General features: G+C 50.1%; 35 protein-coding genes. 4 read left to right on the top strand and 31 right to left on the bottom strand.

All coding sequences use genetic code 11. From position 1 onward, the window contains the following. Window positions 1–29 precede the first annotated feature (29 nt). The 25 genes from rpmJ to rpsJ all read right to left on the bottom strand — a co-directional run bounded on the left by rpmJ (window position 30) and on the right by rpsJ (window position 11,649). Window positions 30–146, bottom strand: coding sequence for a 50S ribosomal protein L36 (rpmJ, locus tag EKN00_RS06355; protein ID WP_003567518.1), 117 nt, complete (start codon window positions 144–146; stop codon window positions 30–32). Window positions 147–170: 24 nt separating this feature from the next. After that, window positions 171–389: a translation initiation factor IF-1 gene (gene infA / locus EKN00_RS06350; RefSeq protein WP_056976297.1), complete on the bottom strand. Its 219-nt coding sequence runs from the start codon at window positions 387–389 to the stop codon at window positions 171–173. A 158-nt stretch (window positions 390–547) separates the two neighbouring features. Beyond that, entirely contained in the window at window positions 548–1,204 is a 657-nt protein-coding gene (locus EKN00_RS06345; protein ID WP_127849306.1) for an adenylate kinase, read from the bottom strand. Between the two features lie 20 nt (window positions 1,205–1,224). Next, entirely contained in the window at window positions 1,225–2,535 is a 1,311-nt protein-coding gene (gene secY, locus EKN00_RS06340; RefSeq protein WP_127849305.1) for a preprotein translocase subunit SecY, read from the bottom strand. Beyond that, window positions 2,535–2,975 (bottom strand): 50S ribosomal protein L15, encoded by a 441-nt coding sequence (rplO, locus tag EKN00_RS06335; protein ID WP_127849304.1) that lies wholly within the window; start codon window positions 2,973–2,975, stop codon window positions 2,535–2,537. Before rplO ends, secY begins: the two co-directional genes overlap by 1 nt. 32 nt (window positions 2,976–3,007) lie before the next feature. Further along, complete coding sequence (gene rpmD, locus EKN00_RS06330) at window positions 3,008–3,193, bottom strand: 50S ribosomal protein L30 (RefSeq protein WP_127849303.1); 186 nt, start codon at window positions 3,191–3,193, stop codon at window positions 3,008–3,010. 13 nt (window positions 3,194–3,206) lie between these two features. After that, window positions 3,207–3,710, bottom strand: a complete 504-nt coding sequence (gene rpsE, locus EKN00_RS06325; protein WP_127849302.1) for a 30S ribosomal protein S5 — start codon at window positions 3,708–3,710, stop codon at window positions 3,207–3,209. Between the two features lie 21 nt (window positions 3,711–3,731). Further along, window positions 3,732–4,100, bottom strand: a complete 369-nt coding sequence (gene rplR, locus EKN00_RS06320) for a 50S ribosomal protein L18 (protein ID WP_127849301.1) — start codon at window positions 4,098–4,100, stop codon at window positions 3,732–3,734. A 49-nt stretch (window positions 4,101–4,149) separates the two neighbouring features. Beyond that, on the bottom strand, window positions 4,150–4,680 hold the full coding sequence (gene rplF / locus EKN00_RS06315) for a 50S ribosomal protein L6 (protein ID WP_127849300.1): 531 nt from the start codon (window positions 4,678–4,680) through the stop codon (window positions 4,150–4,152). Window positions 4,681–4,710: 30 nt separating this feature from the next. Further along, window positions 4,711–5,109, bottom strand: a complete 399-nt coding sequence (gene rpsH, locus EKN00_RS06310; protein WP_127849299.1) for a 30S ribosomal protein S8 — start codon at window positions 5,107–5,109, stop codon at window positions 4,711–4,713. 29 nt (window positions 5,110–5,138) lie between these two features. Continuing rightward, a complete protein-coding gene (locus EKN00_RS06305; RefSeq protein WP_054675492.1) occupies window positions 5,139–5,324 on the bottom strand; it encodes a type Z 30S ribosomal protein S14 in 186 nt (61 codons plus the stop codon). A gap of 13 nt (window positions 5,325–5,337) precedes the next feature. Further along, the gene (gene rplE, locus EKN00_RS06300) at window positions 5,338–5,880 is read right to left on the bottom strand and encodes a 50S ribosomal protein L5 (protein WP_054675489.1); all 543 of its coding nucleotides are present in this window, start codon (window positions 5,878–5,880) and stop codon (window positions 5,338–5,340) included. Window positions 5,881–5,903: 23 nt separating this feature from the next. Continuing rightward, a complete protein-coding gene (rplX, locus tag EKN00_RS06295; RefSeq protein WP_127849298.1) occupies window positions 5,904–6,206 on the bottom strand; it encodes a 50S ribosomal protein L24 in 303 nt (100 codons plus the stop codon). Between the two features lie 26 nt (window positions 6,207–6,232). Next, window positions 6,233–6,601 carry a 50S ribosomal protein L14 gene (gene rplN, locus EKN00_RS06290; protein WP_127849297.1) on the bottom strand — a complete coding sequence of 123 codons (369 nt, stop codon included), beginning with the start codon at window positions 6,599–6,601 and terminating at the stop codon, window positions 6,233–6,235. 31 nt (window positions 6,602–6,632) lie between these two features. Continuing rightward, entirely contained in the window at window positions 6,633–6,896 is a 264-nt protein-coding gene (gene rpsQ, locus EKN00_RS06285; protein WP_127849296.1) for a 30S ribosomal protein S17, read from the bottom strand. Window positions 6,897–6,912: 16 nt separating this feature from the next. After that, window positions 6,913–7,107, bottom strand: coding sequence for a 50S ribosomal protein L29 (gene rpmC, locus EKN00_RS06280; protein WP_054675477.1), 195 nt, complete (start codon window positions 7,105–7,107; stop codon window positions 6,913–6,915). Next, complete coding sequence (rplP, locus tag EKN00_RS06275; RefSeq protein ID WP_127849295.1) at window positions 7,097–7,531, bottom strand: 50S ribosomal protein L16; 435 nt, start codon at window positions 7,529–7,531, stop codon at window positions 7,097–7,099. The genes rpmC and rplP overlap by 11 nt, the downstream gene beginning before the upstream one ends. A gap of 3 nt (window positions 7,532–7,534) precedes the next feature. Beyond that, window positions 7,535–8,188, bottom strand: a complete 654-nt coding sequence (gene rpsC, locus EKN00_RS06270) for a 30S ribosomal protein S3 (protein WP_127849294.1) — start codon at window positions 8,186–8,188, stop codon at window positions 7,535–7,537. 12 nt (window positions 8,189–8,200) lie between these two features. Beyond that, entirely contained in the window at window positions 8,201–8,554 is a 354-nt protein-coding gene (gene rplV, locus EKN00_RS06265; protein ID WP_056976290.1) for a 50S ribosomal protein L22, read from the bottom strand. A gap of 17 nt (window positions 8,555–8,571) precedes the next feature. Beyond that, window positions 8,572–8,853: a 30S ribosomal protein S19 gene (rpsS, locus tag EKN00_RS06260; protein WP_127849293.1), complete on the bottom strand. Its 282-nt coding sequence runs from the start codon at window positions 8,851–8,853 to the stop codon at window positions 8,572–8,574. 30 nt (window positions 8,854–8,883) lie between these two features. Continuing rightward, window positions 8,884–9,717, bottom strand: a complete 834-nt coding sequence (gene rplB, locus EKN00_RS06255) for a 50S ribosomal protein L2 (protein ID WP_127849292.1) — start codon at window positions 9,715–9,717, stop codon at window positions 8,884–8,886. 31 nt (window positions 9,718–9,748) lie between these two features. Further along, window positions 9,749–10,033: a 50S ribosomal protein L23 gene (gene rplW / locus EKN00_RS06250; protein WP_127849291.1), complete on the bottom strand. Its 285-nt coding sequence runs from the start codon at window positions 10,031–10,033 to the stop codon at window positions 9,749–9,751. Then, on the bottom strand, window positions 10,033–10,656 hold the full coding sequence (gene rplD, locus EKN00_RS06245; RefSeq protein WP_127849290.1) for a 50S ribosomal protein L4: 624 nt from the start codon (window positions 10,654–10,656) through the stop codon (window positions 10,033–10,035). The genes rplW and rplD overlap by 1 nt, the downstream gene beginning before the upstream one ends. Window positions 10,657–10,679: 23 nt before the next feature. Continuing rightward, on the bottom strand, window positions 10,680–11,315 hold the full coding sequence (rplC, locus tag EKN00_RS06240) for a 50S ribosomal protein L3 (protein WP_127849289.1): 636 nt from the start codon (window positions 11,313–11,315) through the stop codon (window positions 10,680–10,682). Between the two features lie 25 nt (window positions 11,316–11,340). Next, window positions 11,341–11,649, bottom strand: a complete 309-nt coding sequence (gene rpsJ / locus EKN00_RS06235; RefSeq protein ID WP_054675450.1) for a 30S ribosomal protein S10 — start codon at window positions 11,647–11,649, stop codon at window positions 11,341–11,343. Window positions 11,650–12,061: 412 nt separating this feature from the next. Here rpsJ and EKN00_RS06230 point away from each other — a divergent pair, with 412 nt between their 5' ends. From EKN00_RS06230 to EKN00_RS06220, 3 genes are all read left to right on the top strand, one after another. Beyond that, a complete protein-coding gene (locus tag EKN00_RS06230) occupies window positions 12,062–12,619 on the top strand; it encodes a cysteine hydrolase family protein (protein WP_127849288.1) in 558 nt (185 codons plus the stop codon). Window positions 12,620–12,689: 70 nt separating this feature from the next. Then, window positions 12,690–13,076: a hypothetical protein gene (locus EKN00_RS06225; protein ID WP_127849287.1), complete on the top strand. Its 387-nt coding sequence runs from the start codon at window positions 12,690–12,692 to the stop codon at window positions 13,074–13,076. 125 nt (window positions 13,077–13,201) lie between these two features. Next, the gene (locus EKN00_RS06220; RefSeq protein WP_127849286.1) at window positions 13,202–13,567 is read left to right on the top strand and encodes a hypothetical protein; all 366 of its coding nucleotides are present in this window, start codon (window positions 13,202–13,204) and stop codon (window positions 13,565–13,567) included. A gap of 91 nt (window positions 13,568–13,658) precedes the next feature. Here the strand turns inward: EKN00_RS06220 and fusA are convergent, their stop codons facing one another. The 3 genes from fusA to rpsL all read right to left on the bottom strand — a co-directional run bounded on the left by fusA (window position 13,659) and on the right by rpsL (window position 16,811). Further along, window positions 13,659–15,746, bottom strand: a complete 2,088-nt coding sequence (gene fusA, locus EKN00_RS06215) for an elongation factor G (protein WP_127849285.1) — start codon at window positions 15,744–15,746, stop codon at window positions 13,659–13,661. Window positions 15,747–15,860: 114 nt separating this feature from the next. Then, window positions 15,861–16,331: a 30S ribosomal protein S7 gene (gene rpsG / locus EKN00_RS06210; RefSeq protein WP_127849284.1), complete on the bottom strand. Its 471-nt coding sequence runs from the start codon at window positions 16,329–16,331 to the stop codon at window positions 15,861–15,863. A gap of 60 nt (window positions 16,332–16,391) precedes the next feature. Further along, on the bottom strand, window positions 16,392–16,811 hold the full coding sequence (gene rpsL, locus EKN00_RS06205; RefSeq protein ID WP_054675435.1) for a 30S ribosomal protein S12: 420 nt from the start codon (window positions 16,809–16,811) through the stop codon (window positions 16,392–16,394). 386 nt (window positions 16,812–17,197) lie between these two features. On the opposite strand from rpsL, the gene EKN00_RS06200 reads away from it, so the two are divergent. Beyond that, a complete protein-coding gene (locus EKN00_RS06200) occupies window positions 17,198–17,602 on the top strand; it encodes a prepilin peptidase (protein WP_127849283.1) in 405 nt (134 codons plus the stop codon). A gap of 56 nt (window positions 17,603–17,658) precedes the next feature. Here the strand turns inward: EKN00_RS06200 and EKN00_RS06195 are convergent, their stop codons facing one another. From EKN00_RS06195 to EKN00_RS06185, 3 genes are all read right to left on the bottom strand, one after another. Continuing rightward, window positions 17,659–18,612 (bottom strand): LacI family DNA-binding transcriptional regulator, encoded by a 954-nt coding sequence (locus EKN00_RS06195; protein ID WP_127849282.1) that lies wholly within the window; start codon window positions 18,610–18,612, stop codon window positions 17,659–17,661. Between the two features lie 249 nt (window positions 18,613–18,861). Beyond that, window positions 18,862–19,719 (bottom strand): sugar ABC transporter permease, encoded by an 858-nt coding sequence (locus tag EKN00_RS06190; RefSeq protein ID WP_127849281.1) that lies wholly within the window; start codon window positions 19,717–19,719, stop codon window positions 18,862–18,864. A 2-nt stretch (window positions 19,720–19,721) separates the two neighbouring features. Further along, entirely contained in the window at window positions 19,722–21,080 is a 1,359-nt protein-coding gene (locus tag EKN00_RS06185) for a carbohydrate ABC transporter permease (RefSeq protein WP_127849280.1), read from the bottom strand. Between the last annotated feature and the right edge of the window lie 28 nt (window positions 21,081–21,108).

The following is a 21,108-nucleotide window of genomic DNA, read 5'->3' as shown; positions in this document are numbered from 1 at the left end:
GTTATGACACCTCCTGTTTTTATTCTAGATTAACCTTGGCGCTGCTTGTGCTTTGGGTTAGCAGAGCAAATGATCATAACGCGACCCTTGCGGCGTACAACTTTGCAGTGCTCGCACATTTTCTTAACTGATGGACGTACTTTCATTGTTGTTTTTGCCTCCTGTCTTGGCTACTTGAAACGGTACGTGATCCGGCCTTTAGTCAAATCGTACGGAGACAATTCGACCGTTACACGGTCACCTGGTAGGATTCGGATGTAGTGCATCCGAATTTTTCCTGAAACGTGGGCCAAAATCTTGGCACCATTTTCAAGCTCGACTTGGAACATCGCGTTGGGTAGGGTATCCACCACGGTGCCCTGAATTTCAATGACATCGTCTTTTGCCACGGAACTTTTTCCTCCTCGTCCGGTTGGTCATTATATAAATATAACTGCGCCCACAATAAACTGCCTGGACGTCGACCTGTGACACACTGCGTCAGTGTATCACAATTTTCGCACGTTGAAAACAACTCTGCCCGCCGACAGACGATGCCACCCTCGATTTACTTGTTAAGGTCATCGAGAATTGATTCAATCTCTGCGAATACCGCGTCAATGTCCTGGTCACCATTTACTGTAAATAGCAACTTGCGGTCAGCGTAGAAATCAAGCAGGGGCGTGTTCATTTCGATGTTGACCTTGAGGCGGTTTTGCACGGTCTCAGGCTTGTCGTCGTCACGCTGGAAGAACTCATGTCCTCCACAACGATCACACGTACCTTCGACCTTTGGGTTGTGGGACAACTTGTTGTAAGTTGCACCACAGGTTTTGCAAATGTAGCGTGCGGAGAGACGCGCGCCGAGAATCGCCGGATCAACATCAATGTTGATGACGGCATCAAGGGGCTTCTTCAACTCGGAACCAATCTGTTCGAGTGCTTCAGCCTGGGCAATCGTCCGGGGGAAACCGTCTAACATGTAGCCGGCGTCCGTGTCGGATTCCTGCAACCGCTCCTTGACAAGCCCTTCGGTAACTTCGTCCGGCACAAGTTGCCCCTTGTCCATAAAGGACTTGGCTTGTTTGCCGAGCTCTGTTCCATTGGCGATTGCCGCACGGAACATGTCACCGGTGCTAATGTGGGCAATTGGGAACTTGTCCACAATCTTTTCTGCTTGGGTACCTTTACCGGCACCTGGCAGTCCCATGAGCATCAAATTCACAGTGTTTCCTCCGTTCTGTCCTACTTGATCAAGTCATTCCGGATGAAACCGATGTACTCGCGCTTCATCAGCAAACCATCAATCTGGCGAACCAGTTCAATGGCGGTCATAACAACAATCAGTAGGCTCGTTCCACCAAGTCCAATCGACTGTGGCAAATCCCAGAGGTTCGCTGCAAGCTGTGGTAGCAGCGCAATGAACCCAAGGAACAGTGCCCCGACGGTGGATAACCGCATCAGCTCACCGGAAAGATACTTTTCGGTGGCTTTCCCTGGCCAAACGCCCGGGATGTAGCTTCCTTGTTTCGTCAAATTCTCCGCAACCTTCTCAGGGTTAACCTGAACGAATGCGTAGAAGAACGTGAACAGAACAATGAGCAAGGTGTAAAGTGCAATCCCCCATGGTTTGGTCATGCTGAAGACATTAGTTGCCCAGATGTACCAGCCATCCGTGCTGTGCTTTGCTTGGAACGCCATCAAAATGGTTTGAGGGGTCACAATAAAAGAACTAGCAAAGATAACTGGGATAACCCCAGCAACGTTAATCTTCAGGGGCAGGTAGGAATTATCCCCCGCACTCGTCACACGACGGGTGTACTGGATTGGAATCTTGCGGTTAGCCTGCTGAACCCAGGTAACAAAGGTTACCACGAGCAGAACCAGCAGTACTAAGGCAATCATGAACAAAACACCCTGCCAGCGGTCGCTAGCATTGTTGTTCGTGATTTGATCCGTCCAGATCTGCTGCACACCACTTGGGAGCCGGGCGATAATCCCGGCGAAGATGATTAGCGAAATCCCATTCCCAAGACCCTTATCCGTAATCTGTTCACCCATCCAGGTCAGCAGCATCGTGCCACCGGTCATGATGATGCCCAGAATAATAAACGTCTTCGGGGTTGGGTTTGCAACTAAGCCATACTGAGACAGCACCTGGAAACCAGCTGTAATCCCAATTGCTTGGAACATCGCAAGCGCGATGGTGAGGTAACGGGTCCATTGGTTCAACTTACGCCGACCAACTTCACCCTGCTTACTCCATTCAACGAACTTTGGCACAATGTCCATTTGGAGCAACTGAATAACAATCTGAGCGGTAATGTAAGGCGAAACCCCCAACGCGAAGATGGAGTAGTTCGACAAACCACCACCACTGACCGTGTCCAAGATTGAAATAAGCCCAGTGGACCCAATCTTAGTCAGCGCACCAGCATCAATACCAGGGACGGAAATCTGAGCCCCTAAGCGATAAACCAGTAAAACGGCCAAGGTGAAAAGCATCTTGTTACGGATTTCTTTGACCTTAATCGCGTTTTTGAGGGTAGCAATCATTAGATCACCTCAATCGTACCGCCTGCAGCTTCTACAGCAGCCTTAGCAGCTGCGGATGCCTTTGCTACCTTAATGTTCAACTTCTTAGTAACTTCGCCGTTACCAAGCAACTTGATACCATCCTGTTCGTTCTTCACGAGACCGGATTCTACCAATGTTGCTGCGGTTACGTCAGTACCGTCTTCGAAACGGTTCAGATCGCTCAGGTTCACGATAGCGTATTCCTTGCGGTTAATGTTGTTAAACCCGCGCTTAGGCATACGACGGAACAGTGGCATCTGACCACCTTCGAAACCGAGACGGGTCTTACCACCCTGACGAGCCAATTGACCCTTAGTACCTTTACCAGCAGTCTTACCTTGACCACTAGAAGTACCACGGCCAAGACGCTTCTTGGAGTGACGGGAACCTTCACTTGGTGTCAATTCGTGCAGTTTCATTAGTGTTCGCACCTCCTTGTTCTAGGTTTGTTTTAGTCCTTGATTTCTTCAACGGAAACCAAGTGGGAAATCTGGAAAATTACCCCGCGGGTAGCAGCGTTATCAGGCTTGATAACGGAGCTGCTTACACGGTTAAGACCAAATTCCTTAACGATTTTACGTTGCTTAGGCAGACGGTGTGCTGCGCTTTTAACCAACGTGATTTTTAGCTTAGCCAATGTTGTCTACCTCCTAGTCATTCAGGTGCGCAACGGAGACTCCACGCAGGTCAGCAACCTGCTGTGCAGTCTTGAGCTGCTTCAAACCGTCGATGGTCGCACGAATCATGTTAATGTTCGTGTTACGGCCAAGGGACTTACTGGTAACGTCAGCGACACCAGCAAGTTCCATAACGGCACGGACGGCGCCACCAGCGGCAACCCCGGAACCTTCGACAGCTGGCTTCAGCATAACTTCACCAGCGCCGAAGTGACCGATTACTTCGTGAGGAATCGTGGTACCCACGATTGGCACGTTAATCAGATTCTTCTTTGCATTTTCAACGGCTTTGCGGATAGCTTCAGGAACTTCCTGAGCCTTACCGGTACCGAAGCCAACGTGGCCAGCCTTGTCACCGACGATTGCGATAACAGCAAAACGCAGGCGGCGACCACCCTTAACAACCTTCGTAACACGGTTGATGGAAACTACGCGATCTTCCAAATCGAGCTGGTTTGGATCGATGTATTCTGCCATGAGTTGGATATCCTCCTTTGTCTAGAATTTGAGGCCGTTATCACGAGCAGCTTCAGCAAGTGCAGCTACACGCCCATGATAGAGATACCCACCACGGTCAAATACGACTTCCTCTTTACCTGCAGCAACTGCGCGCTTGGCGATGAGTTCGCCAACAGCAGTAGCCTGCTCGGTCTTGTTAAGATCATCACTAACTTCTTTATCGAGAGTGGAGGCACTTGCTAGCGTCACACCCGCTACGTCATCAATCAACTGTGCGTAGATGTTTTTGTTAGAACGGAATACGTTCAAGCGTGGGCGCTCGCTCGTACCAGAGATCTTGCCCCGTACACGCGCATGGCGCTTTGCACGAGTCTTGTTCTTATCTGGCTTAGAAATCACAATGTTCACCTCGTTAATGTGTGTAAAAGGTTAGGCACTCTTGCCTAATCTAGTAATGTTACTTACCAGTCTTACCTTCCTTACGACGAACAACTTCATCGACGTAACGAATACCCTTACCCTTGTAAGGTTCTGGTGAGCGAACGGCACGGATCTGGGCAGCGAACTGTCCAACTTCCTGCTTGCTGATACCAGAAACAGTAATGCTAGTAGTTGCAGGTACTTCAACAGTAATACCTTCTGGTGCTTCCATCTCTACTGGGTGGGAGTAACCAACGTTGAGCACAAGCTTCTTACCCTGCATCTGAGCACGGTAACCAACACCGACCAGGGAAAGTTCCTTCTTGAAACCTTCTGTAACCCCGATAACCATGTTGTTGAAGTTTGCACGTGTAGTACCGTGAAGTGCCTTGTAAGCTTCGGATTCACGGGAGAAAGAAGCTTCCGTGCCTTCGATGCTCATCTTGATGTTAGAGTCAAACTGACGAGTCAGTTCACCCTTGGGACCTTTAACGGTGACTTTGTCGCCGTCGCTCTTAACAGTAACCCCTGCTGGGATGTTAACAACTTTCAAACCGATACGACTCACAGGTGTGCACCTCCTCTATTTTTGTATTAATTACCAAACGTATGCGAGAACTTCGCCGCCGACGTTCTTTGCGCGAGCTTCCTTGTCGGTGATAACACCATCAGACGTGGAAATGATCGCGATACCCAAGCCATTTAAGACCTTAGGAACAGCGTCAGCCTTGACGTACGTGCGCAGACCAGGCTTAGAAATACGCTTCAAGCCGGAAATAACGCGTTCGTTGTTCTTGCCGTACTTGAGGAAAATGCGGATTTCACCCTGCTTGTCGTCGTCGATTACTTCGAAGTCACGGATGAAACCTTCGCTCTTCAGGATTTCGGACATTGCGACCTTAATCTTAGAAGCAGGAACGTTGAGACTTTCGTGACGAACCATGTTGGCGTTACGAATCCGTGTCAAGTAATCTGCAATTGGATCTGTCAGGACCATTGATTAAACCTCCTTTGTCTAGGTAAATGTTACCAGCTGGCCTTTTTGAGACCAGGGATCTGACCGGCATGTGCTAACTCGCGAAGGCAGATCCGGCAAAGCTGAAATTTGCGGTATACAGAGTGTGGCCGACCACAGCGCTTGCAGCGGGTGTATTCCTGCACTGCAAACTTAGCCGGGCGCTCGTTCTTAATAATGAGAGACTTCTTAGCCAAGTGGTAGACCTCCTTACTTAGCGAATGGCATCCCGAACTGCTTAAGCAATTCGAGAGATTCTTCATCTGTGTTAGCGGTAGTTACGATGACAACATCGAGACCGCGTACACGGTTAACCTGATCGTAGTCGATTTCTGGGAAAATCAACTGTTCACGTACACCCAAGGTGTAGTTCCCACGACCGTCGAAACTCTTGGTAGAAATACCATGGAAGTCACGAACTCGTGGAAGGGAAACGTTGATCAGCTTGTCAAGGAAGTCATACATCCGTTCTCCACGGAGTGTTACCTTAGCACCGATTGGCATGCCTTCACGCAGACGGAAGCCCGCGATAGACTTCTTCGCCTTGGTGATGAGTGGCTGCTGACCGGAGATGAGCTTGAGTTCTTCAACTGCTTCGTCGAGGAGCTTAGCATTCTGAGTTGCGTCACCAACACCCATGTTCAAAACAATCTTGTCAATCTTTGGCGTCTGCATTGTGCTCTTGTAGCTGAACTTTTCAACCAATGCAGGTGCGATTTCTTTGCTGTAGCGTTCTTGTAAACGATTAGCCATGAAAATTGGGTCCTCCTTTCTGCTTACTTGTCGATTGCGGCGCCGGACTTCTTAGCAACGCGAGCGCGCTTTTCGTCCTTACCAACACGAGTTGGCTTGCCACTTTCAGGATCCAGCAACATCACGTTGGAGACGTGAATTGCAGCTTCTGTATCTACAACCCCACCGTTAGGGTTAGTCGTAGATGGCTTTACGTGTTTCTTAATCATGTTGACACCTTCGACAACCACACGGTCCTTAGCTTTAAGGATCTTGGTTACGGTGCCTTCCTTGCCAGCGTCTTTACCACGCATAACACGGACTTTGTCACCAGTTTTGATAATCATGTTGCACCTCCTCTTACTGGGGAAAATTACAGAACTTCGGGTGCCAATGAAACGATCTTCATGAAGTCGTTATCACGCAGCTCACGAGCGACAGGGCCAAAGATACGAGTACCCTTAGGCGACTTGTCAGCATTAATGATAACTGCTGCGTTTTCATCGAACTTGATGTAAGAACCGTCGGCACGACGCTTACCAGACTTGGTGCGGACAATAACTGCCTTGACTACGTCTGACTTCTTGACAACACCGCCTGGCGTTGCCTGCTTAACGGTTGCCACAACGACATCACCGATGTTACCGGTCTTGCGGAATGAACCGCCGAGCACCTTGATCACGAGGATTTCGCGTGCACCGGAGTTGTCTGCCACTTTGAGGCGACTTTCTTGTTGAATCACTATAGTGTCCTCCTTTCGCTACGAAATTCTGTTAAATGATAACGGCTTTCTCAACGATGCTGAGCAAGCGGAACCGCTTCTGCTTAGACAGCGGACGAGTTTCCATGATTTGAACGATGTCGCCAACTTTGGCTGCGTTCTCTTCGTCGTGGGCGTAGTACTTCTTGGAGTACTTAACGCGCTTGCCATACGTTGGGTGAGTCTTAGTTGTACTTACCTCAACGGTGATGGTTTTGTCCATCTTGGCGGAAACCACGCGACCCTGATAAACTTTACGACTGTTGCGTTCTTCCAAGGTATTGGCTCCTTTCCTACTTGTTCAGTTCCTGCTGACGCAGGACCGTCTTAATACGGGCAATGTTCTTCTTAACCTGCTTCAAACGAGCAGTGTTTTCAAGCTGTCCCGTTGCCTGCTGGAAACGCAGATTGAAAAGCTCTTCTTTGTACTGCTTCTCTTTGTCAAGCATTTCAGCAGCGCTCAATGCGGTAATTTCTTTAGCCTTCATTAGATTCGCCACCTACTTCCTCGCGCTTAAGAATCTTCGTACGAATGGGGAGTTTGTTGGATGCAAGGCGCAAAGCTTCATGTGCGACTTCTGCTGGAACACCAGCAACTTCGAACATAACCTTTTCACGCTTAACAACAGCTACCCAACCGGTTGGTGCACCCTTACCATTACCCATACGAACCCCAACACCCTTACTGGTGTAGGACTTCTGAGGGAAGATACGGATCCAAACCTTACCACCACGCTTCATGTAGCGGGTCATGGCGACACGAGCTGCTTCAATCTGGCGGTTGGAGATCCAAGAGGATTCCAAAGCCTGCAGACCGTATTCACCGAAACTTACTTCTTTACCGCCCTTAGCGGCACCACGCATCTTACCACGGAATTCGCGGCGGTGCTTTACACGCTTTGGTACAAGCATCGGTTACTTCGCTCCCTTCGCAGATTTCTTTTCAGGAAGAATTTCACCACGGTAGATCCAGGTCTTTACACCCAGCTGGCCGTAAGTGGTCTTAGCTTCCTGCCAAGAATAGTCAATATCCGCACGCAGAGTGTGCAGAGGAACAGTTCCTTCGGCGTAGTGTTCGCGACGGGAAATGTCAGCACCGTTCAAACGGCCGGAAACCTGGGTCTTGATACCCTTGGCACCTGCACGCATGGTACGCTGCATGGTCTGCTTCATTGCGCGACGGAAAGCGATCCGCTGTTCAAGCTGGCTAGCGATGTTTTCACCGACAAGCTTGGCATCGAGATCTGGTTTCTTAATTTCGACAATGTTGATGTGAATGTTCTTGCCGGTCAAAGCGTTGATCTGCTTGCGCAGTGCTTCAACTTCGGAACCACCCTTACCAATAACCATACCTGGCTTTGCGGTGTGGATGGAAACATTCACTTTGTTTGCGGCACGTTCGATTTCAATAGTAGAAACGGACGCATCAGCAAGCTTTTTGTTAATGAAGCTCCGGATCTTGAGGTCTTCGTGAAGGAAGGTAGCGAAATCCTTTTCGGCATACCACTTAGCTTCCCAATCACGGATGACACCCACACGGAACCCATTTGGATTAATCTTGTGACCCACGTGTATCCCTCCTTATGCTTCTTTTTCGGCAACAGTCACTGTGATGTGACTGGTACGCTTGTTAATTGGTGATGCAGAACCCTTAGCACGGGGACGGAACCGCTTGAGGGTAGGGCCTTCGTTAACGAAAGCTTCCTTAACGTACAGGTTCTGCTTGTCGAGGTCGAAGTTGTGTTCTGCGTTAGCAATAGCACTCTTCAATACCTTTGCGATTTCTGGTGAAGCACCACGTGGGGTGAATTCCAGAATGGCGAGGGCTTCATCAACGCCCCGGCCACGAATCAAGTCGATTGCTAGGCGCACTTTGCGAGCAGCAATCCGCACCGTCTTCGCCGTAGCGGTTGCAGACGTAATTGTTTCAGTCATGTGTTGATTGCTCCTTTCTAGCGCTTAGCAGTTTTCTTATCGGCAACGATGTGCCCGCGGAAGGTACGAGTTGGAACGAATTCGCCCAGCTTGTGGCCAACCATGTCTTCGGAAACGAAAACTGGGACGTGCTTACGGCCATCGTATACTGCGATGGTGTAGCCGATGAAACTAGGGAAAATGGTTGAACGACGTGACCATGTCTTGATGACGGTCTTCTTGTCGTTATCTGCCTGCGCATCAATCTTCTTGAGAAGTGAAGCGTCGGCAAAAGGTCCTTTTTTAAGACTGCGACCCATTGTGTGACCTCCTTAACTATGGTTAGTGGTTTATTTGTGCTTACGGTGACGAACGATGAACTTCTCGGACTTAGCCTTAGTATCGCGCGTCTTCTTACCAAGCGTCTTCTTACCCCATGGGGAGAGTGGACTTGGACGACCGATAGGAGCCTTACCTTCACCACCACCATGAGGGTGATCGTTAGGGTTCATTACAGAACCACGAACGGTAGGACGGAATCCGAGCCAACGCTTGCGACCAGCCTTACCAATGTTGATAAGTGCGTGTTCAGCGTTACCAACTTCACCGATGGTTGCGCGGTTAACTGCAAGGACCATCCGGACTTCACCGGAGGAAAGACGAACGGTAACGTACTTGCCGTCGTGACCAAGCAGCTGTGCAGATGCACCAGCGGAACGTGCCAACTGGCCACCCTTACCAGGCTTCAATTCGATGTTGTGGATCGTGGTACCATCAGGGATGTCTGCAAGTGGCAATGCGTTACCAGGCTTGATATCTGAATCAGGACCAGAAACAACCTTGTCCCCTACCTTGAGACCCTTAGGTGCGAGGATGTAGGTCTTAACCCCATCTTCGTAAGTAAGCAAAGCAATGTTCGCTGTACGGTTTGGATCGTATTCGATGGCCGTAACCTTAGCAGTTGCGTCATCCTTCATGCGCTTGAAATCAATCACACGGTAGAACTGTTTGTGACCACCGCCACGGTGACGAACCGTAATGTGCCCATGGGCGTTACGGCCGGCAGTGTGACTCTGGCTTTCGAGCAGGGCCTTTTCAGGCGCCTTCTTGGTGATTTCAGCAAAGTCGGAACCGGACATGTTCCGGCGACCGTTGCTGGTTGGTTTGTACTTAATAATCGCCACGATTTTTACCTCCTATTTAGAATTTAAAGAACTAGTCTTCAAAGATCTTGATTTCTTTAGAATCCTTAGTCAGAGTAACTACGGCCTTACGACGACGGCGCGTCATACCTTCGTAGCGACCCTGGCGCTTCTTCTTACCGCGAATATTCGCAATGTTTACGCTCTTGACGTTAACACCGAAGATGTCTTCTACAGCACGGCGAACGGCCGTCTTTTCTGCGTGAAGAGCAACTTCAAAGGTGTACTTGCGGTTGTCCATTTCAGCGGTAGATTGTTCGGTAATGATTGGGCGAAGAATTACGTCGCGTGCATCCATTATGCGAACACCTCCTCAATCTTTTGGAGAGCTGCTTGGGTTACAACCAGCTTCTTTGCGTTAACGATGTCCAGGACGTTAATCCCTTCTGCGTCAACTACCTTAACGTTTGGCAGGTTGCGTGCAGCCAAAGCAGCGTTGTCGTTGCCGGCTTCAAGAACAACCAATGTCTTACCTTCCGCGTTCAAGCTCTTAAGGGACTTAGCAAAGTCCTTGGTCTTAGGAGCGTCGAAGCTAAATGCGTCAACTGCAACCAGTGCGCTTTCAGCAACCTTTTCGGAAAGAACGGACTTGAGAGCCAAGCGGCGAACCTTCTTAGGAAGCTTGTAGCTGTAGCTGCGTGGGTGAGGTCCGAAGACGATACCACCGCCACGCCATTGTGGGGAACGGATAGAACCCTGACGTGCACGACCAGTACCCTTCTGACGCCATGGCTTGCGGCCACCACCAGAAACTTCGTGACGGTTCTTAACCTTGCTGGTACCCTGACGAAGAGAAGCACGCTGCATCAGAATTGCATCAAATACGACGTTCTCGTTTGGTTCGATAGCGAAAATTGCATCGTTTAATTCAACTGTGCCGTTTTCAGAGCCATCTTGCTTGTACAAAGTAACGTTAGCCATCTGTTAATGTCCTCCCTTCGTAATTATTTGTTGGCCGCTTTAACAGCGGTCCGAACGGTAACAAAAGACTTGTTTGCCCCAGGGACGTTACCCTTAATGAGCAATACGTTGTGTTCGAGGTCAGCGGAGACAACTTCGAGGTTTTGCATGGTAACAGTCTTGTTACCCATCCGACCTGGGAGCTTCTTGCCCTTGAACACCTTGTTAATAATTGCACCGAGGGAACCAGGACGACGGTGGTAACGAGAACCGTGAGCCATAGGTCCACGGGACTGGCCGTCCTTCTTAATGTTACCCTGGTAACCGTGACCCTTCGTTGTCCCAGTAACATCCACGATGTCACCAGCAGCGAAAGTGTCGGCCTTAACTTCAGAACCGACTTCGTATTCGCTAAGCGCTACATCACGGAGTTCCTTAATGAAGCGCTTAGGGGTGGTGTTCGCCTTCTTTGCGTGCCCTTGGGCAGGCTTGTTGGTCAGAACTTCACGCTTGTCGCCAAACCCGAGCTGAACGGCTTCGTAGCCATCAGTTTCATTGGTCTTAACCTGGAGAACAACGTTAGGAGTTACGTCAATGACAGTAACTGGAACGAGCTCGCCGTTTGCGGTAAAGACCTGGGTCATGCCGACCTTTTTACCTAAGATTCCTTTACGAGACATGGGTACACCTCCAATTTCCTATAGATTAAAGTTTGATCTCAATGTCCACGCCGCTTGGCAGGTCGAGCTTCATAAGAGCATCAACCGTCTTTGGCGTAGGGTTAACGATGTCGATCAAGCGCTTGTGTGTGCGCATTTCGAACTGTTCCCGAGAATCCTTGTACTTGTGGGGTGAACGTAGCACCGTGTACAGGGTCCGTTCGGTTGGCAGAGGGATTGGGCCGGAAACTGCGGCGCCAGTGCGCTTAGCAGTTTCGACAATCTTTTCTGCAGACTGATCAAGAATCCGGTGTTCGTATGCCTTAAGCCGGATGCGAATCTTTTGTTTTGCCAATTGTGTATCCTCCTTCGTCTATTATGAACTAGTAGACTAGCTCCGTGAAAATTACCAACACGCCGCCATGGCAAAGCGGCCGGGCGTGTCGCAACCTCTCACATCCACGCTACTCTGCGCCAAAGCATCAAGGTGCGCAATGCGCCCCTTGGTAATCAGCACTTGTAGTAGTATACAGCAGAAAAAAGCCGATAACAAGGGCTTTATGCAGACTTTTTTCTTAAAGTGCAAATTTTTTTATTTAGCTTCCATTTTCACTTTCACGAAAACGATTCCGCCTTTATTTTATCTGTCAAGACAGGTATGATATAGGAAAAATAACACAGTTTTCGCCGACATGTTAGTTTTACTGAACGGAAAGCTGCTACGTTTCTTCTATATAAAATGGCAAGTCGCCAAAGGAGCTCAAATTATGGCTGAAGCATTGATTATTGTAGACTATACGAACGATTTTGTCGCGGATAAAGGCGCACTAACGGCCGGAAAACCCGCGCAAGAAGTCGACACCCGCATCACGGAGCTGGCAACCGAGTTCGCCGCCCGCGGTGACTTTGTCTTCCTGCCAACCGATATCCACGTTGCCGGTGACCCCTACCACCCAGAGACCAAGCTCTTCCCGCCCCACAATCAGGAAAACACCTGGGGCCGGCTCTATTACGGTCAGCTTGCAAAATGGTACGCAGCACACGATGACGACAGCAACGTTTTTGCTTTCCCCAAGCGCCGCTACTCCAGTTTCGCCGGCACACCATTAGATCAGTGGCTCCGTGAGCGCCGCATTACTTCCGTGCACATCGTTGGCGTTTGCACCGACATCTGTGTCCTGCACACTGCCATTGACGCGTACAACCTAGGTTACGACATCACAATCCACGCCGATGCCTGTGCTACCTTCAATCCAGATGGTGCCAAATGGTCACTGGATCACTTCAAGAACACGCTCGGGGCCACGGTGGTGTCCGGCAAGTAGCGGATTATATTGCCCGTGCCTCGAACGCTCTTAGTGGAGTATAATTTGCCTATTAAGGAAGGTAATACCAATGTCAGTTCGCAAAGCACAGATTCTCAGTTGGACCTTTAACGTGGTGCTCTTTTTCATCTACGTGTTTGCCATGACCATCATCGGCGTTCGGCACTCCGCTATTAACGCCATCCTGCTGGTCATTGTGCTCTCATTTGGTGGCACCTACTCGATGAAACAAAAGAGCCGGTTGCTTGACCAGATGTGGGCACGGGCCGATGCGCTCGGACTTTCCGCGACGGATTTGAGTGCAGCCACCAAGTATCAGGGCAGCATCGACCTAGCGATGACCCGGCCGGAAAATCGCAAATACTTCATCAGCAATACCGATATTCGCCGGATTGTCAAAGTACTGGATGACCTAGAGGCACACCAGCTTCAGCAAGGCCACGACGATTTACGGTAACTACATTAAGTTAACCTGTCTGAAGAGAGGACAAAAGTTGAGCGTGACGCGCGCTTCTTTTGTCCCCTTTTTGCGTCTACAACTAGTGTATACTGGAATCAAAATACATAAATGGAGGTCATTACATGCGTGTTCAACTTGCACACAATCTAATTAACATCTTCAATGCCGTGACACTTATTGCCATCGTCATTAGCGCGATGATTTCGCCATGGTGGTGGCTCGCCATCCTCATCCTTGCGCTGTACCTAGTCGTGATGTATTACCTCACCCAGTATGAGAAGCAGGTTAACGCGGCACTCGATCAGATGTGGGCGCTAGCTGATGATAAAAACCTGAACGCCGCTGACCTAAACGAGCTGCTGAACTACACCGGCAAGGCGCCCCTCGCCCGGACCGAAACTGGGAACCGGACGTACTACATCAGCAAGAAGAACGCACTGGCATTCAGCGAGGTTATCAAGCAAAGCGGTGCACGTAAGCGGCACTAACCGATTACGGCAATGTGCGCTGCTCCACCAAGTACAAAAAACGGCCCGCCCCGCAAGCACAATCGTGTTTGCAGAGCGGGCCGTTTTTGTATTACTGGCCGCCGTTCTTCTTGATGATTTCTTCTTGAATGGACTTAGGCACAGCTTCGTAGTGGTCAAAGGTCATGGTGAAAGTACCACGGCCCTGAGTAGCAGAACGAAGTGTAGTAGCGTAACCGAACATTTCGGCAAGTGGGACCATGGCGTTAACAACCTGGGCGTTCCCACGAGCTTCCATACCTTCAACGCGTCCGCGACGTGCGGTAACCTGACCCATGATGTCCCCAAAGTTTTCTTCAGGAGCAACAACTTCAACCTTCATGATAGGTTCAAGGATCACGGCACCAGCAGCCTTAGCAGCGTTCTTAAGTGCCATGGATGCAGCAACCTTAAATGCGGCTTCAGAGGAGTCGACTTCGTGGTAGCTACCATCGTAGAGCTTAGCCTTAACGTCAATCAGAGGGTAACCGGCAAGAACACCGTTAGCCATCGATTCCTTCAGACCCTGTTCAACGGATGGGATGTATTCACGAGGAACAACACCACCGACGATAGCGTCTTCGAATTCGAAGCCCTTACCTTCTTCGTTAGGGGTAAATTCAACCCAAACGTCACCATATTGACCTTTACCACCAGACTGGCGAACAAACTTACCTTGTGCGCTAGCAGTCTTGGTGAAGGTTTCACGGTAAGCAACCTGAGGGGCACCGATCTGCGCGTCAACGTTGAATTCACGACGCATACGGTCAACCATGATGTCAAGGTGAAGTTCACCCATCCCGGCGATCAAGGTTTCACCCGTTTCAGGGTTGGTTTCAGCACGGAAAGTTGGGTCTTCTTCGGCGAGCTTCTGGATAGCAACGTCGAGCTTGTCCCGGTCTTCCTTAGACTTAGGTTCAACGGAAACCTGGATAACTGGTTCTGGGATTTCCATAGATTCAAGTACCAGAGGGTGGTCCTTATCGGTCAGGGAGTCACCAGTGGTGGTGTTCTTCAAACCGATAACGGCAGCAATATCCCCGGAGAATACTTCTGGAATTTCCTGACGGTGGTTACTGTGCATTTGCAGCAGACGACCAACACGTTCACGAACGCCCTTGGTCGTGTTCTGAACGTAAGAACCAGATTCAAGGGTACCAGTGTAAACACGGATGAAGGTCAGACGACCAACAAATGGGTCGGTGGCAATCTTGAACGCAAGGGCAGCGAATGGCTTGTCATCGCCGGCGATGAGTTCAACTTCTTCGTCAGTGTCAGGGTTGGTTGCCTTGTAAGGACGAACGTCCAGTGGGCTTGGCAGGTAGTCAACGACACCGTCAAGCATCATCTGAACACCCTTGTTCTTGAAGGCGGAACCAGCAAACACTGGGAAGAATTCCAGGTTGATGGTTGCCTTACGGATAGCAGCCTTGAGTTCGTCGACGGAGATTTCTTCGCCTTCAAGGTACTTGTCCATGATATCGTCGTCCACGTCAGCTACGGCTTCAACGAGTTCAGCACGGGCAGCTTCTGCTTCTGCACGGTAATCTTCTGGAATTTCAACGGTGTCCCATTCGGTACCAAGATCGTCTTCATCATAAAGGTCAGCCTTCATGGTGAGCAGGTCAATGATACCTTCGAAGTTGTCTTCAGCACCGATTGGCAGCTGAACGGCGTGGGCGTTTGCACCCAAGCGGTCGTGGATGGAGTTAACGGAGAACTTGAAGTCAGCACCGATTTTGTCCATCTTGTTAACGAAAACAATCCGGGGAACACTGTAGGTAGTAGCCTGACGCCAAACGTTTTCGGTCTGTGGTTCAACACCGGCCTGGGCATCAAGAACGGCTACCGCACCGTCAAGGACACGGAGGGAACGTTCAACTTCGATAGTGAAGTCAACGTGTCCTGGGGTATCGATGATGTTGACACGGTGGCCCTTCCAAACGGCCGTAGTGGCAGCAGAAGTGATGGTAATCCCACGTTCCTGTTCCTGGGCCATCCAGTCCATCTGGGAAGCACCATCATGGGTTTCACCAATCTTGTGGATCTTACCCGTGTAGTACAGGATACGCTCGGTCGTCGTGGTCTTACCCGCATCAATGTGGGCCATGATCCCGATGTTCCGGGTTTTTTCAAGTGGGAATTCACGCTTGTTAGCCATGTGAAATATTTGCTCCTCTCAATTTAAATTGAATAGTTAATTGTAATTTTTGGTTCAAACTGAAGAAAAAGGCTACTATATGACGATATGACCCGCATATAATAGCCCAATTTCTTACCAACGATAGTGAGCGAAAGCCCGGTTTGCTTCTGCCATCTTGTGCGTGTCTTCACGCTTCTTAACTGCAGCACCCGTGTTGTTGGCAGCATCCATGATTTCACGTGCAAGACGTTCGTCCATGGTGTGTTCACCGCGCTGACGGGAGTACTGGGTCAACCAACGAAGGCCGAGCGTCGTACGACGATCTGGGCGAACTTCGATAGGAACCTGGTAGTTAGAACCACCGATACGGCGAGCCTTAACTTCAAGGACAGGCATGATGTTCTTCATAGCTTCCTCGAAAACTTCGACTGGGTCGTTACCGGTTTGGGTCTTAATGATGTCAAATGCATCGTAAATAATGGTTGAAGCCTTACCGCGCTTACCATCAACCATCAAGTGGTTGATTAAGCGACTTACCAATTTAGAATTGTAAATTGGGTCAGGCAGGACATCTCGCTTTGTAACATTGCCTTTACGTGGCATCCTGATAGCCTCCTAGTTATTGCCCCATTCTAGGGGAAAATTTTATTTTGTTGAAACGAATTACTTCTTAGCCTTAGGGCGCTTTGCACCGTACTTAGAACGGCTCTGCATACGGCCGTCAACGCCGGCTGTATCAAGCGCACCACGGATGATGTGATAACGTACCCCAGGCAAATCCTTAACACGGCCCCCACGGATAAGAACAACAGAGTGTTCTTGCAGGTTGTGACCGATACCAGGAATGTAGGCAGTAACTTCAATCAGGTTAGAAAGACGGACACGAGCGTACTTCCGCAGAGCGGAGTTAGGCTTCTTTGGTGTCATGGTCCCCACACGAGTAGCAACACCGCGCTTCTGAGGAGCTGGTGTGTTGGTGAGGGCTTTGTTCTTACTGTTGTAACCGAAGTTCAACGCAGGAGAGTTGGACTTGGTTGTCTGAGACTTACGACCTGAGCGTACCAATTGGTTAATGGTTGGCATTCAAAGGTTCCTCCTTTCAAATTATGTGCTATTTTAAGTCCACACATCCAGGCGGTTCATTTTTGTGCGAAAAAATTTGCCGGCCCGGCGGCATCTAGGTTCGGTGCCCGCCAGTTGCCGCCAACAACAGGTTGACGACGCGAGGCAACGATGAACCAGCGCGTCGGACTAGCCGAATATACTGGAAAAAAGCACCTTTGCTAGTATACAAGGGTTGAGCGCGCACTGTCAACACGGATTATGCAAAAGAATCATTGCAAATGGGTTTATTTTCATAAAACTGCAAATCCTAGTGCTGTTCGCGCCGTTTTCTTGCGTAATCTTTAAATGAGCACGGAAAGATTATAGCGAGCTGGTCACAAAATAGCAAGTGAGGAGAAGCGTTAATGATTGTTTGGTACGTCATCTTTTATGTCGGTCTAATATTGATGGCCAGTAGCGACTGGCGCACCCGGAGCGTCCCCGCCGCCCTTACCGATACGTGGCTGGTGTGCATGCTCGCCTTTAGTTACGTGTACGCACCCAAGCAGACACTTGCCGCTGTGATTTTGGCGCTTTGTCTTGCGCTCTTTGCCCTTGTGACCCGCGGCCTGGGCAGCGCGGACGTTATTGTCCTGACCGGCACCGTCAGTATTATGGGAATCATACCCGCCCTCCTGGCCCTGCTGCTAGCGTGCACCACGGGCATCATTCACGCGCTCTTGCAGAAATCACCCGTCATTGCCTTCATCCCGCACCTCACCTTTGCCGTCCTCTGCGCAAGCGTCGCATCTTTGCTCAACGCGTTCTAAATGGCTTGCGCTAATCAAAAAGGGCCCGCCAAAAGACGCGTCCTAATTGGTAAAGCTCATTTTCTGGTTGTGTCGCGCACAACAAGTTCCGGTGTGACCATCGTTTCCCCCTGCTGCGCGCCTGACTGGGCGATCTTTTGCAGCAGCATGCGCGCAAGTAGTTCACCCAGTTGCATGATTGGCTGGCGCACCGTCGTCAGCTGCGGGTTGCTAACCTGGTCCAGCAAGACGCCGTCAAAACCGATGACGCCAAAGTCCTTCGGGATGTCACCGCCATTTTGGAGGATTGCCCGCACAACCCCCACGGCTAGCCGGTCGCTGGCACAAATAAAAATCGTGTTGCGCGCAAACTCGTGCCAGTGACTATTGATGAACTTTTGGGACAAGTGCGAGTGATTCCCCATTCGGTGGATGCGCGGCAGCATCTTATTCTTCTGCAGGGTGTTGATGTAGCCCGCCTCGCGTGAATATTCGAACGGCTCCTTCACGTCAATGCCAATGAAGATAATCGACTGATAATTCTTCGCAATGGCAAACTCAGTCGCCTTCTGGATGCCCAGCTTGTTATCAGTGTCAATGAAATCATAACCATACCGGTTCTCACCAAAGACAACGACCGGTTCGGTGAGTTGATCCAGAAGCTGAATATCGTTGTTCCGCGCCCCCGTGACGATGTACCCGTCCGGATTACCCGCAGTCAGGTGACTCCGGTCGGTAACGAGCTGGAGCGCGTACTGCTGGCGATCCAGGCCCTTAGCAATACCGAACAACAAGTTCATGTAGTAGGGCTCAGTTACCTCGACATCCTCAAGAATCACCACTTTGATCACATTGGTGCGGTTGTTTGCGAGTGCCTTTGCCGCGGAATTCGGTCGGTACTGAAGAGACGCCATCGCATCCTGCACCAACTGGCGCAGCTCATCCGTCACCTGTTCTGGATGGTTAATGACGCGTGAGACTGTCATTTTGGAAACATTTGCTTTTTTTGCAACATCAGATAGCGTGACCAAGCCGGGTTCCTCCTGTTTGTTATGTTCAATTAAGCGGTGAACCGCACCCTCTAGTTTATCATAAACATAAGTTGTTATTAAAGCGTTTTTATAGAGCCTGCAATCACCCGAACGCAAATACTTATCAAATGAAAAATGCGTAACCGTAGTTTTTAATCGGTTATCTTATCCGCCGCTAGCGTTTTTCTATCGGCAAGCAAAAAAGAGCAGCTACCACACTTTTTACGTGCAGTAGTTGCCCCCTCTCGCCTATCCCTTATCGGCACCGGCAGTAATTCCATTTACGTAGAACTTCTGCATGATGACAAAGAGAATTGTGATTGGAATCGCGATGATGACACAACCCGCGATGAACTGGGTGAAGTACAAGGTCGAGGTCCCCTTGGTGGTGTGCACCATGTTGTACAGCCCGTACGCGATGGTGTAATTCTTCGAGTTCCCACTTGATGACAGGATGATCCCAGAGAAGATGAAATCAATCCATGGGGCGATGAACGCCATGAGCGCCGTGTACACGATGATTGGCCGTGACATCGGTAACCCAATGTGGATGAACGTCTGCCACTTGGTGGCGCCGTCCATTTCCGCCGCCTCATCAATTGCCCGCGGAATCGTGTCGAAGAACCCTTTGGCCACGTAGAACCCGAGGCCCGCTCCGCCGACGTACACCAGAATCAGTCCGAAGAGGTTCAACATATTGAAGCTCTTCAGAATGTAATACAGCGCAATCATGGACATGAAGCCAGGGAACATCCCCAGCACCAGTGCGATTTGCAGGAACGGTTTGCGCAACCTGAAGCGTAGGCGGGATAGCACGTACGCCACACAGATGGTGACGAACGTCGACAACGTGGCGGAGATTACCGCAACGAAGAACGTGTTGGCCATCCAGTGCACGAACGGAAACTGTTTACTGGTAAAAATCCCAATGTAGTTTTGCAGCGTGAATTTTTCCGGCCAGATGGTCGAAACAAACCCAGTGTCGTTGTACGAGAAACTGGCGAGGATGATCCAAATGATTGGAAAAATCCAAACGATGGCAAGCAAAGCCAGCAAGGTGTAACGCAGAATCAGTGAAATGCGCCGCTGCTCTTTGTATGATTTCAAAGCTAACCCTCCTTAAACGCGTTGGTCCGCCGGTATGCTATCAACGAAACGGTCGCGGAAATAATGAAGATGAGAATCCCCAAGACCGCTGAAGCGTTGTACCGCTGCGTTTGCCCGAAGACCAAGTTGTACAGCCAGGTTACCAGCAAATCCGTATCACCAGCACCATTGTAGTTGTTGTTCATCGGGTAACCACCGGTCAGTAGGTAGATAACGTTGAAGTTATTGATATTCCCAATGAACTGTTGAATCAGCGCCGGTGCCATCACGAAGAGAATTTGCGGGAAGGTAATTGATTTGAACACTTGAAAGGCATTCGCACCATCCATCCGCGCCGCTTCAATTTGATCCTGCGGCAGGTTCTGAATAATCGCCGTGGAAACCAGCATGGAAACCGGAATCCCAATCCACATGTTCACGACAATAACGGTAATCCGTGCAACCAGCGGGTTCGCCGACGCACTGATGAAGTTAATCGGGTGGCTAATCCAGCCCCAGTTGAGGAGCAACGTGTTCAGCGGCCCCTGCAGGTCCAGGAACTGCGCCATCATGAGTAGGGAGATGAACTGTGGTACCGCGTAGACAATCACGAAGATCGTCCGCCAGAAGCCCTTGTGCTTAATCCCCTTTGATTCAATCAGCATTGCCAGCAGGACACCGAAGAAAAACGTGGTGGCCGTGGCGCAAACCGCCCAGACCAAGGTCCACCCCAATACGGGGAAGAAGGTCCCGGCTAAGTCCCCGGTGAGCACATTACCAAACGCCTTAAAACCGGTCCAAGAAAACCCAATCGAGTGCTTGGCATCATAGTTCGTGAACGCCATCGAGATCATGTAGACGGTTGGCAGAATCGTGAAGGCAACAATCCCAATAATTGGAATGGCAAGCAGCGTTACGTGCAGTCGCTGATCGAGCAGCGATTTTAATTCCTCACCATTACTTGGAATGTGTTCCCCATCACGGTGCAAGACGTACAGGTTCCGGACTGATTTGAGGTTCGCAACGTACAGGCCAATCATGGCAATGACCAGAATGACCGCCAGCACCCCGAACAACAGGATAACAACCGAGTTATCTGGCATCTTGGTCAGATAGACCCCTTGCGTCGCGTCGTAAACAACCTTTTTGTGCTTGATTGTCCCCAGATTGGTCAGCATACTCAGCGTACTTACGCCGCTGAATGCCATCCACAGAATGAAGACAACCTCGGTAATCAGGAACCCAAAGCCCTTGACCCACTGCTTATTCTTCAGTTGCGCCAGGCCCATGATGAGGAAGGATAGCTTGGTGGCTGTGTCACCGCGCTGCCACACTTCCTTATACGTCGCCGCTTGCGGCAACTTCTTCTTACGTTGAAACATAGCTTCTCCTTCCTCAGCAACAACCAGC

This window comes from Lacticaseibacillus hulanensis, assembly GCF_004010095.1.
Classification (GTDB): Bacteria; Bacillota; Bacilli; order Lactobacillales; family Lactobacillaceae; genus Lacticaseibacillus; species Lacticaseibacillus hulanensis.
The sequence above is the reverse complement of the archived record's forward strand: the minus strand, read 5'-3'. Positions and strand labels throughout refer to the sequence as shown.

Excerpts from the sequence above, each read along its gene's own strand:
- rplC (WP_127849289.1), bottom strand. The coding sequence starts at position 11,315 with ATGTCTCGTAAAGGAATCTTAGGTAAAAAGGTCGGCATGACCCAGGTC.
- rpsL (WP_054675435.1), bottom strand. The coding sequence starts at position 16,811 with ATGCCAACCATTAACCAATTGGTACGCTCAGGTCGTAAGTCTCAGACA.
- rpsE (WP_127849302.1), bottom strand. The coding sequence starts at position 3,710 with ATGGCAGAATACATCGATCCAAACCAGCTCGATTTGGAAGATCGCGTA.
- rplV (WP_056976290.1), bottom strand. The coding sequence starts at position 8,554 with ATGACTGAAACAATTACGTCTGCAACCGCTACGGCGAAGACGGTGCGG.
- EKN00_RS06220 (WP_127849286.1), top strand. The coding sequence starts at position 13,202 with ATGCGTGTTCAACTTGCACACAATCTAATTAACATCTTCAATGCCGTG.
- EKN00_RS06185 (WP_127849280.1), bottom strand. The coding sequence starts at position 21,080 with ATGTTTCAACGTAAGAAGAAGTTGCCGCAAGCGGCGACGTATAAGGAA.
- rplE (WP_054675489.1), bottom strand. The coding sequence starts at position 5,880 with ATGGCTAATCGTTTACAAGAACGCTACAGCAAAGAAATCGCACCTGCA.
- rplP (WP_127849295.1), bottom strand. The coding sequence starts at position 7,531 with ATGCTTGTACCAAAGCGTGTAAAGCACCGCCGCGAATTCCGTGGTAAG.
- rplD (WP_127849290.1), bottom strand. The coding sequence starts at position 10,656 with ATGGCTAACGTTACTTTGTACAAGCAAGATGGCTCTGAAAACGGCACA.
- fusA (WP_127849285.1), bottom strand. The coding sequence starts at position 15,746 with ATGGCTAACAAGCGTGAATTCCCACTTGAAAAAACCCGGAACATCGGG.
- rpsH (WP_127849299.1), bottom strand. The coding sequence starts at position 5,109 with ATGGTCCTGACAGATCCAATTGCAGATTACTTGACACGGATTCGTAAC.
- rplO (WP_127849304.1), bottom strand. The coding sequence starts at position 2,975 with ATGAAACTGCACGAATTGACACCAAGTGAAGGTTCCCGTCACTCCAAG.
- EKN00_RS06200 (WP_127849283.1), top strand. The coding sequence starts at position 17,198 with ATGATTGTTTGGTACGTCATCTTTTATGTCGGTCTAATATTGATGGCC.
- rpsG (WP_127849284.1), bottom strand. The coding sequence starts at position 16,331 with ATGCCACGTAAAGGCAATGTTACAAAGCGAGATGTCCTGCCTGACCCA.
- rpmC (WP_054675477.1), bottom strand. The coding sequence starts at position 7,107 with ATGAAGGCTAAAGAAATTACCGCATTGAGCGCTGCTGAAATGCTTGAC.
- rplX (WP_127849298.1), bottom strand. The coding sequence starts at position 6,206 with ATGATTATCAAAACTGGTGACAAAGTCCGTGTTATGCGTGGTAAAGAC.
- EKN00_RS06230 (WP_127849288.1), top strand. The coding sequence starts at position 12,062 with ATGGCTGAAGCATTGATTATTGTAGACTATACGAACGATTTTGTCGCG.
- EKN00_RS06225 (WP_127849287.1), top strand. The coding sequence starts at position 12,690 with ATGTCAGTTCGCAAAGCACAGATTCTCAGTTGGACCTTTAACGTGGTG.
- rpsS (WP_127849293.1), bottom strand. The coding sequence starts at position 8,853 with ATGGGTCGCAGTCTTAAAAAAGGACCTTTTGCCGACGCTTCACTTCTC.
- rplW (WP_127849291.1), bottom strand. The coding sequence starts at position 10,033 with ATGGATGCACGCGACGTAATTCTTCGCCCAATCATTACCGAACAATCT.
- rpmJ (WP_003567518.1), bottom strand. The coding sequence starts at position 146 with ATGAAAGTACGTCCATCAGTTAAGAAAATGTGCGAGCACTGCAAAGTT.
- secY (WP_127849305.1), bottom strand. The coding sequence starts at position 2,535 with ATGATTGCTACCCTCAAAAACGCGATTAAGGTCAAAGAAATCCGTAAC.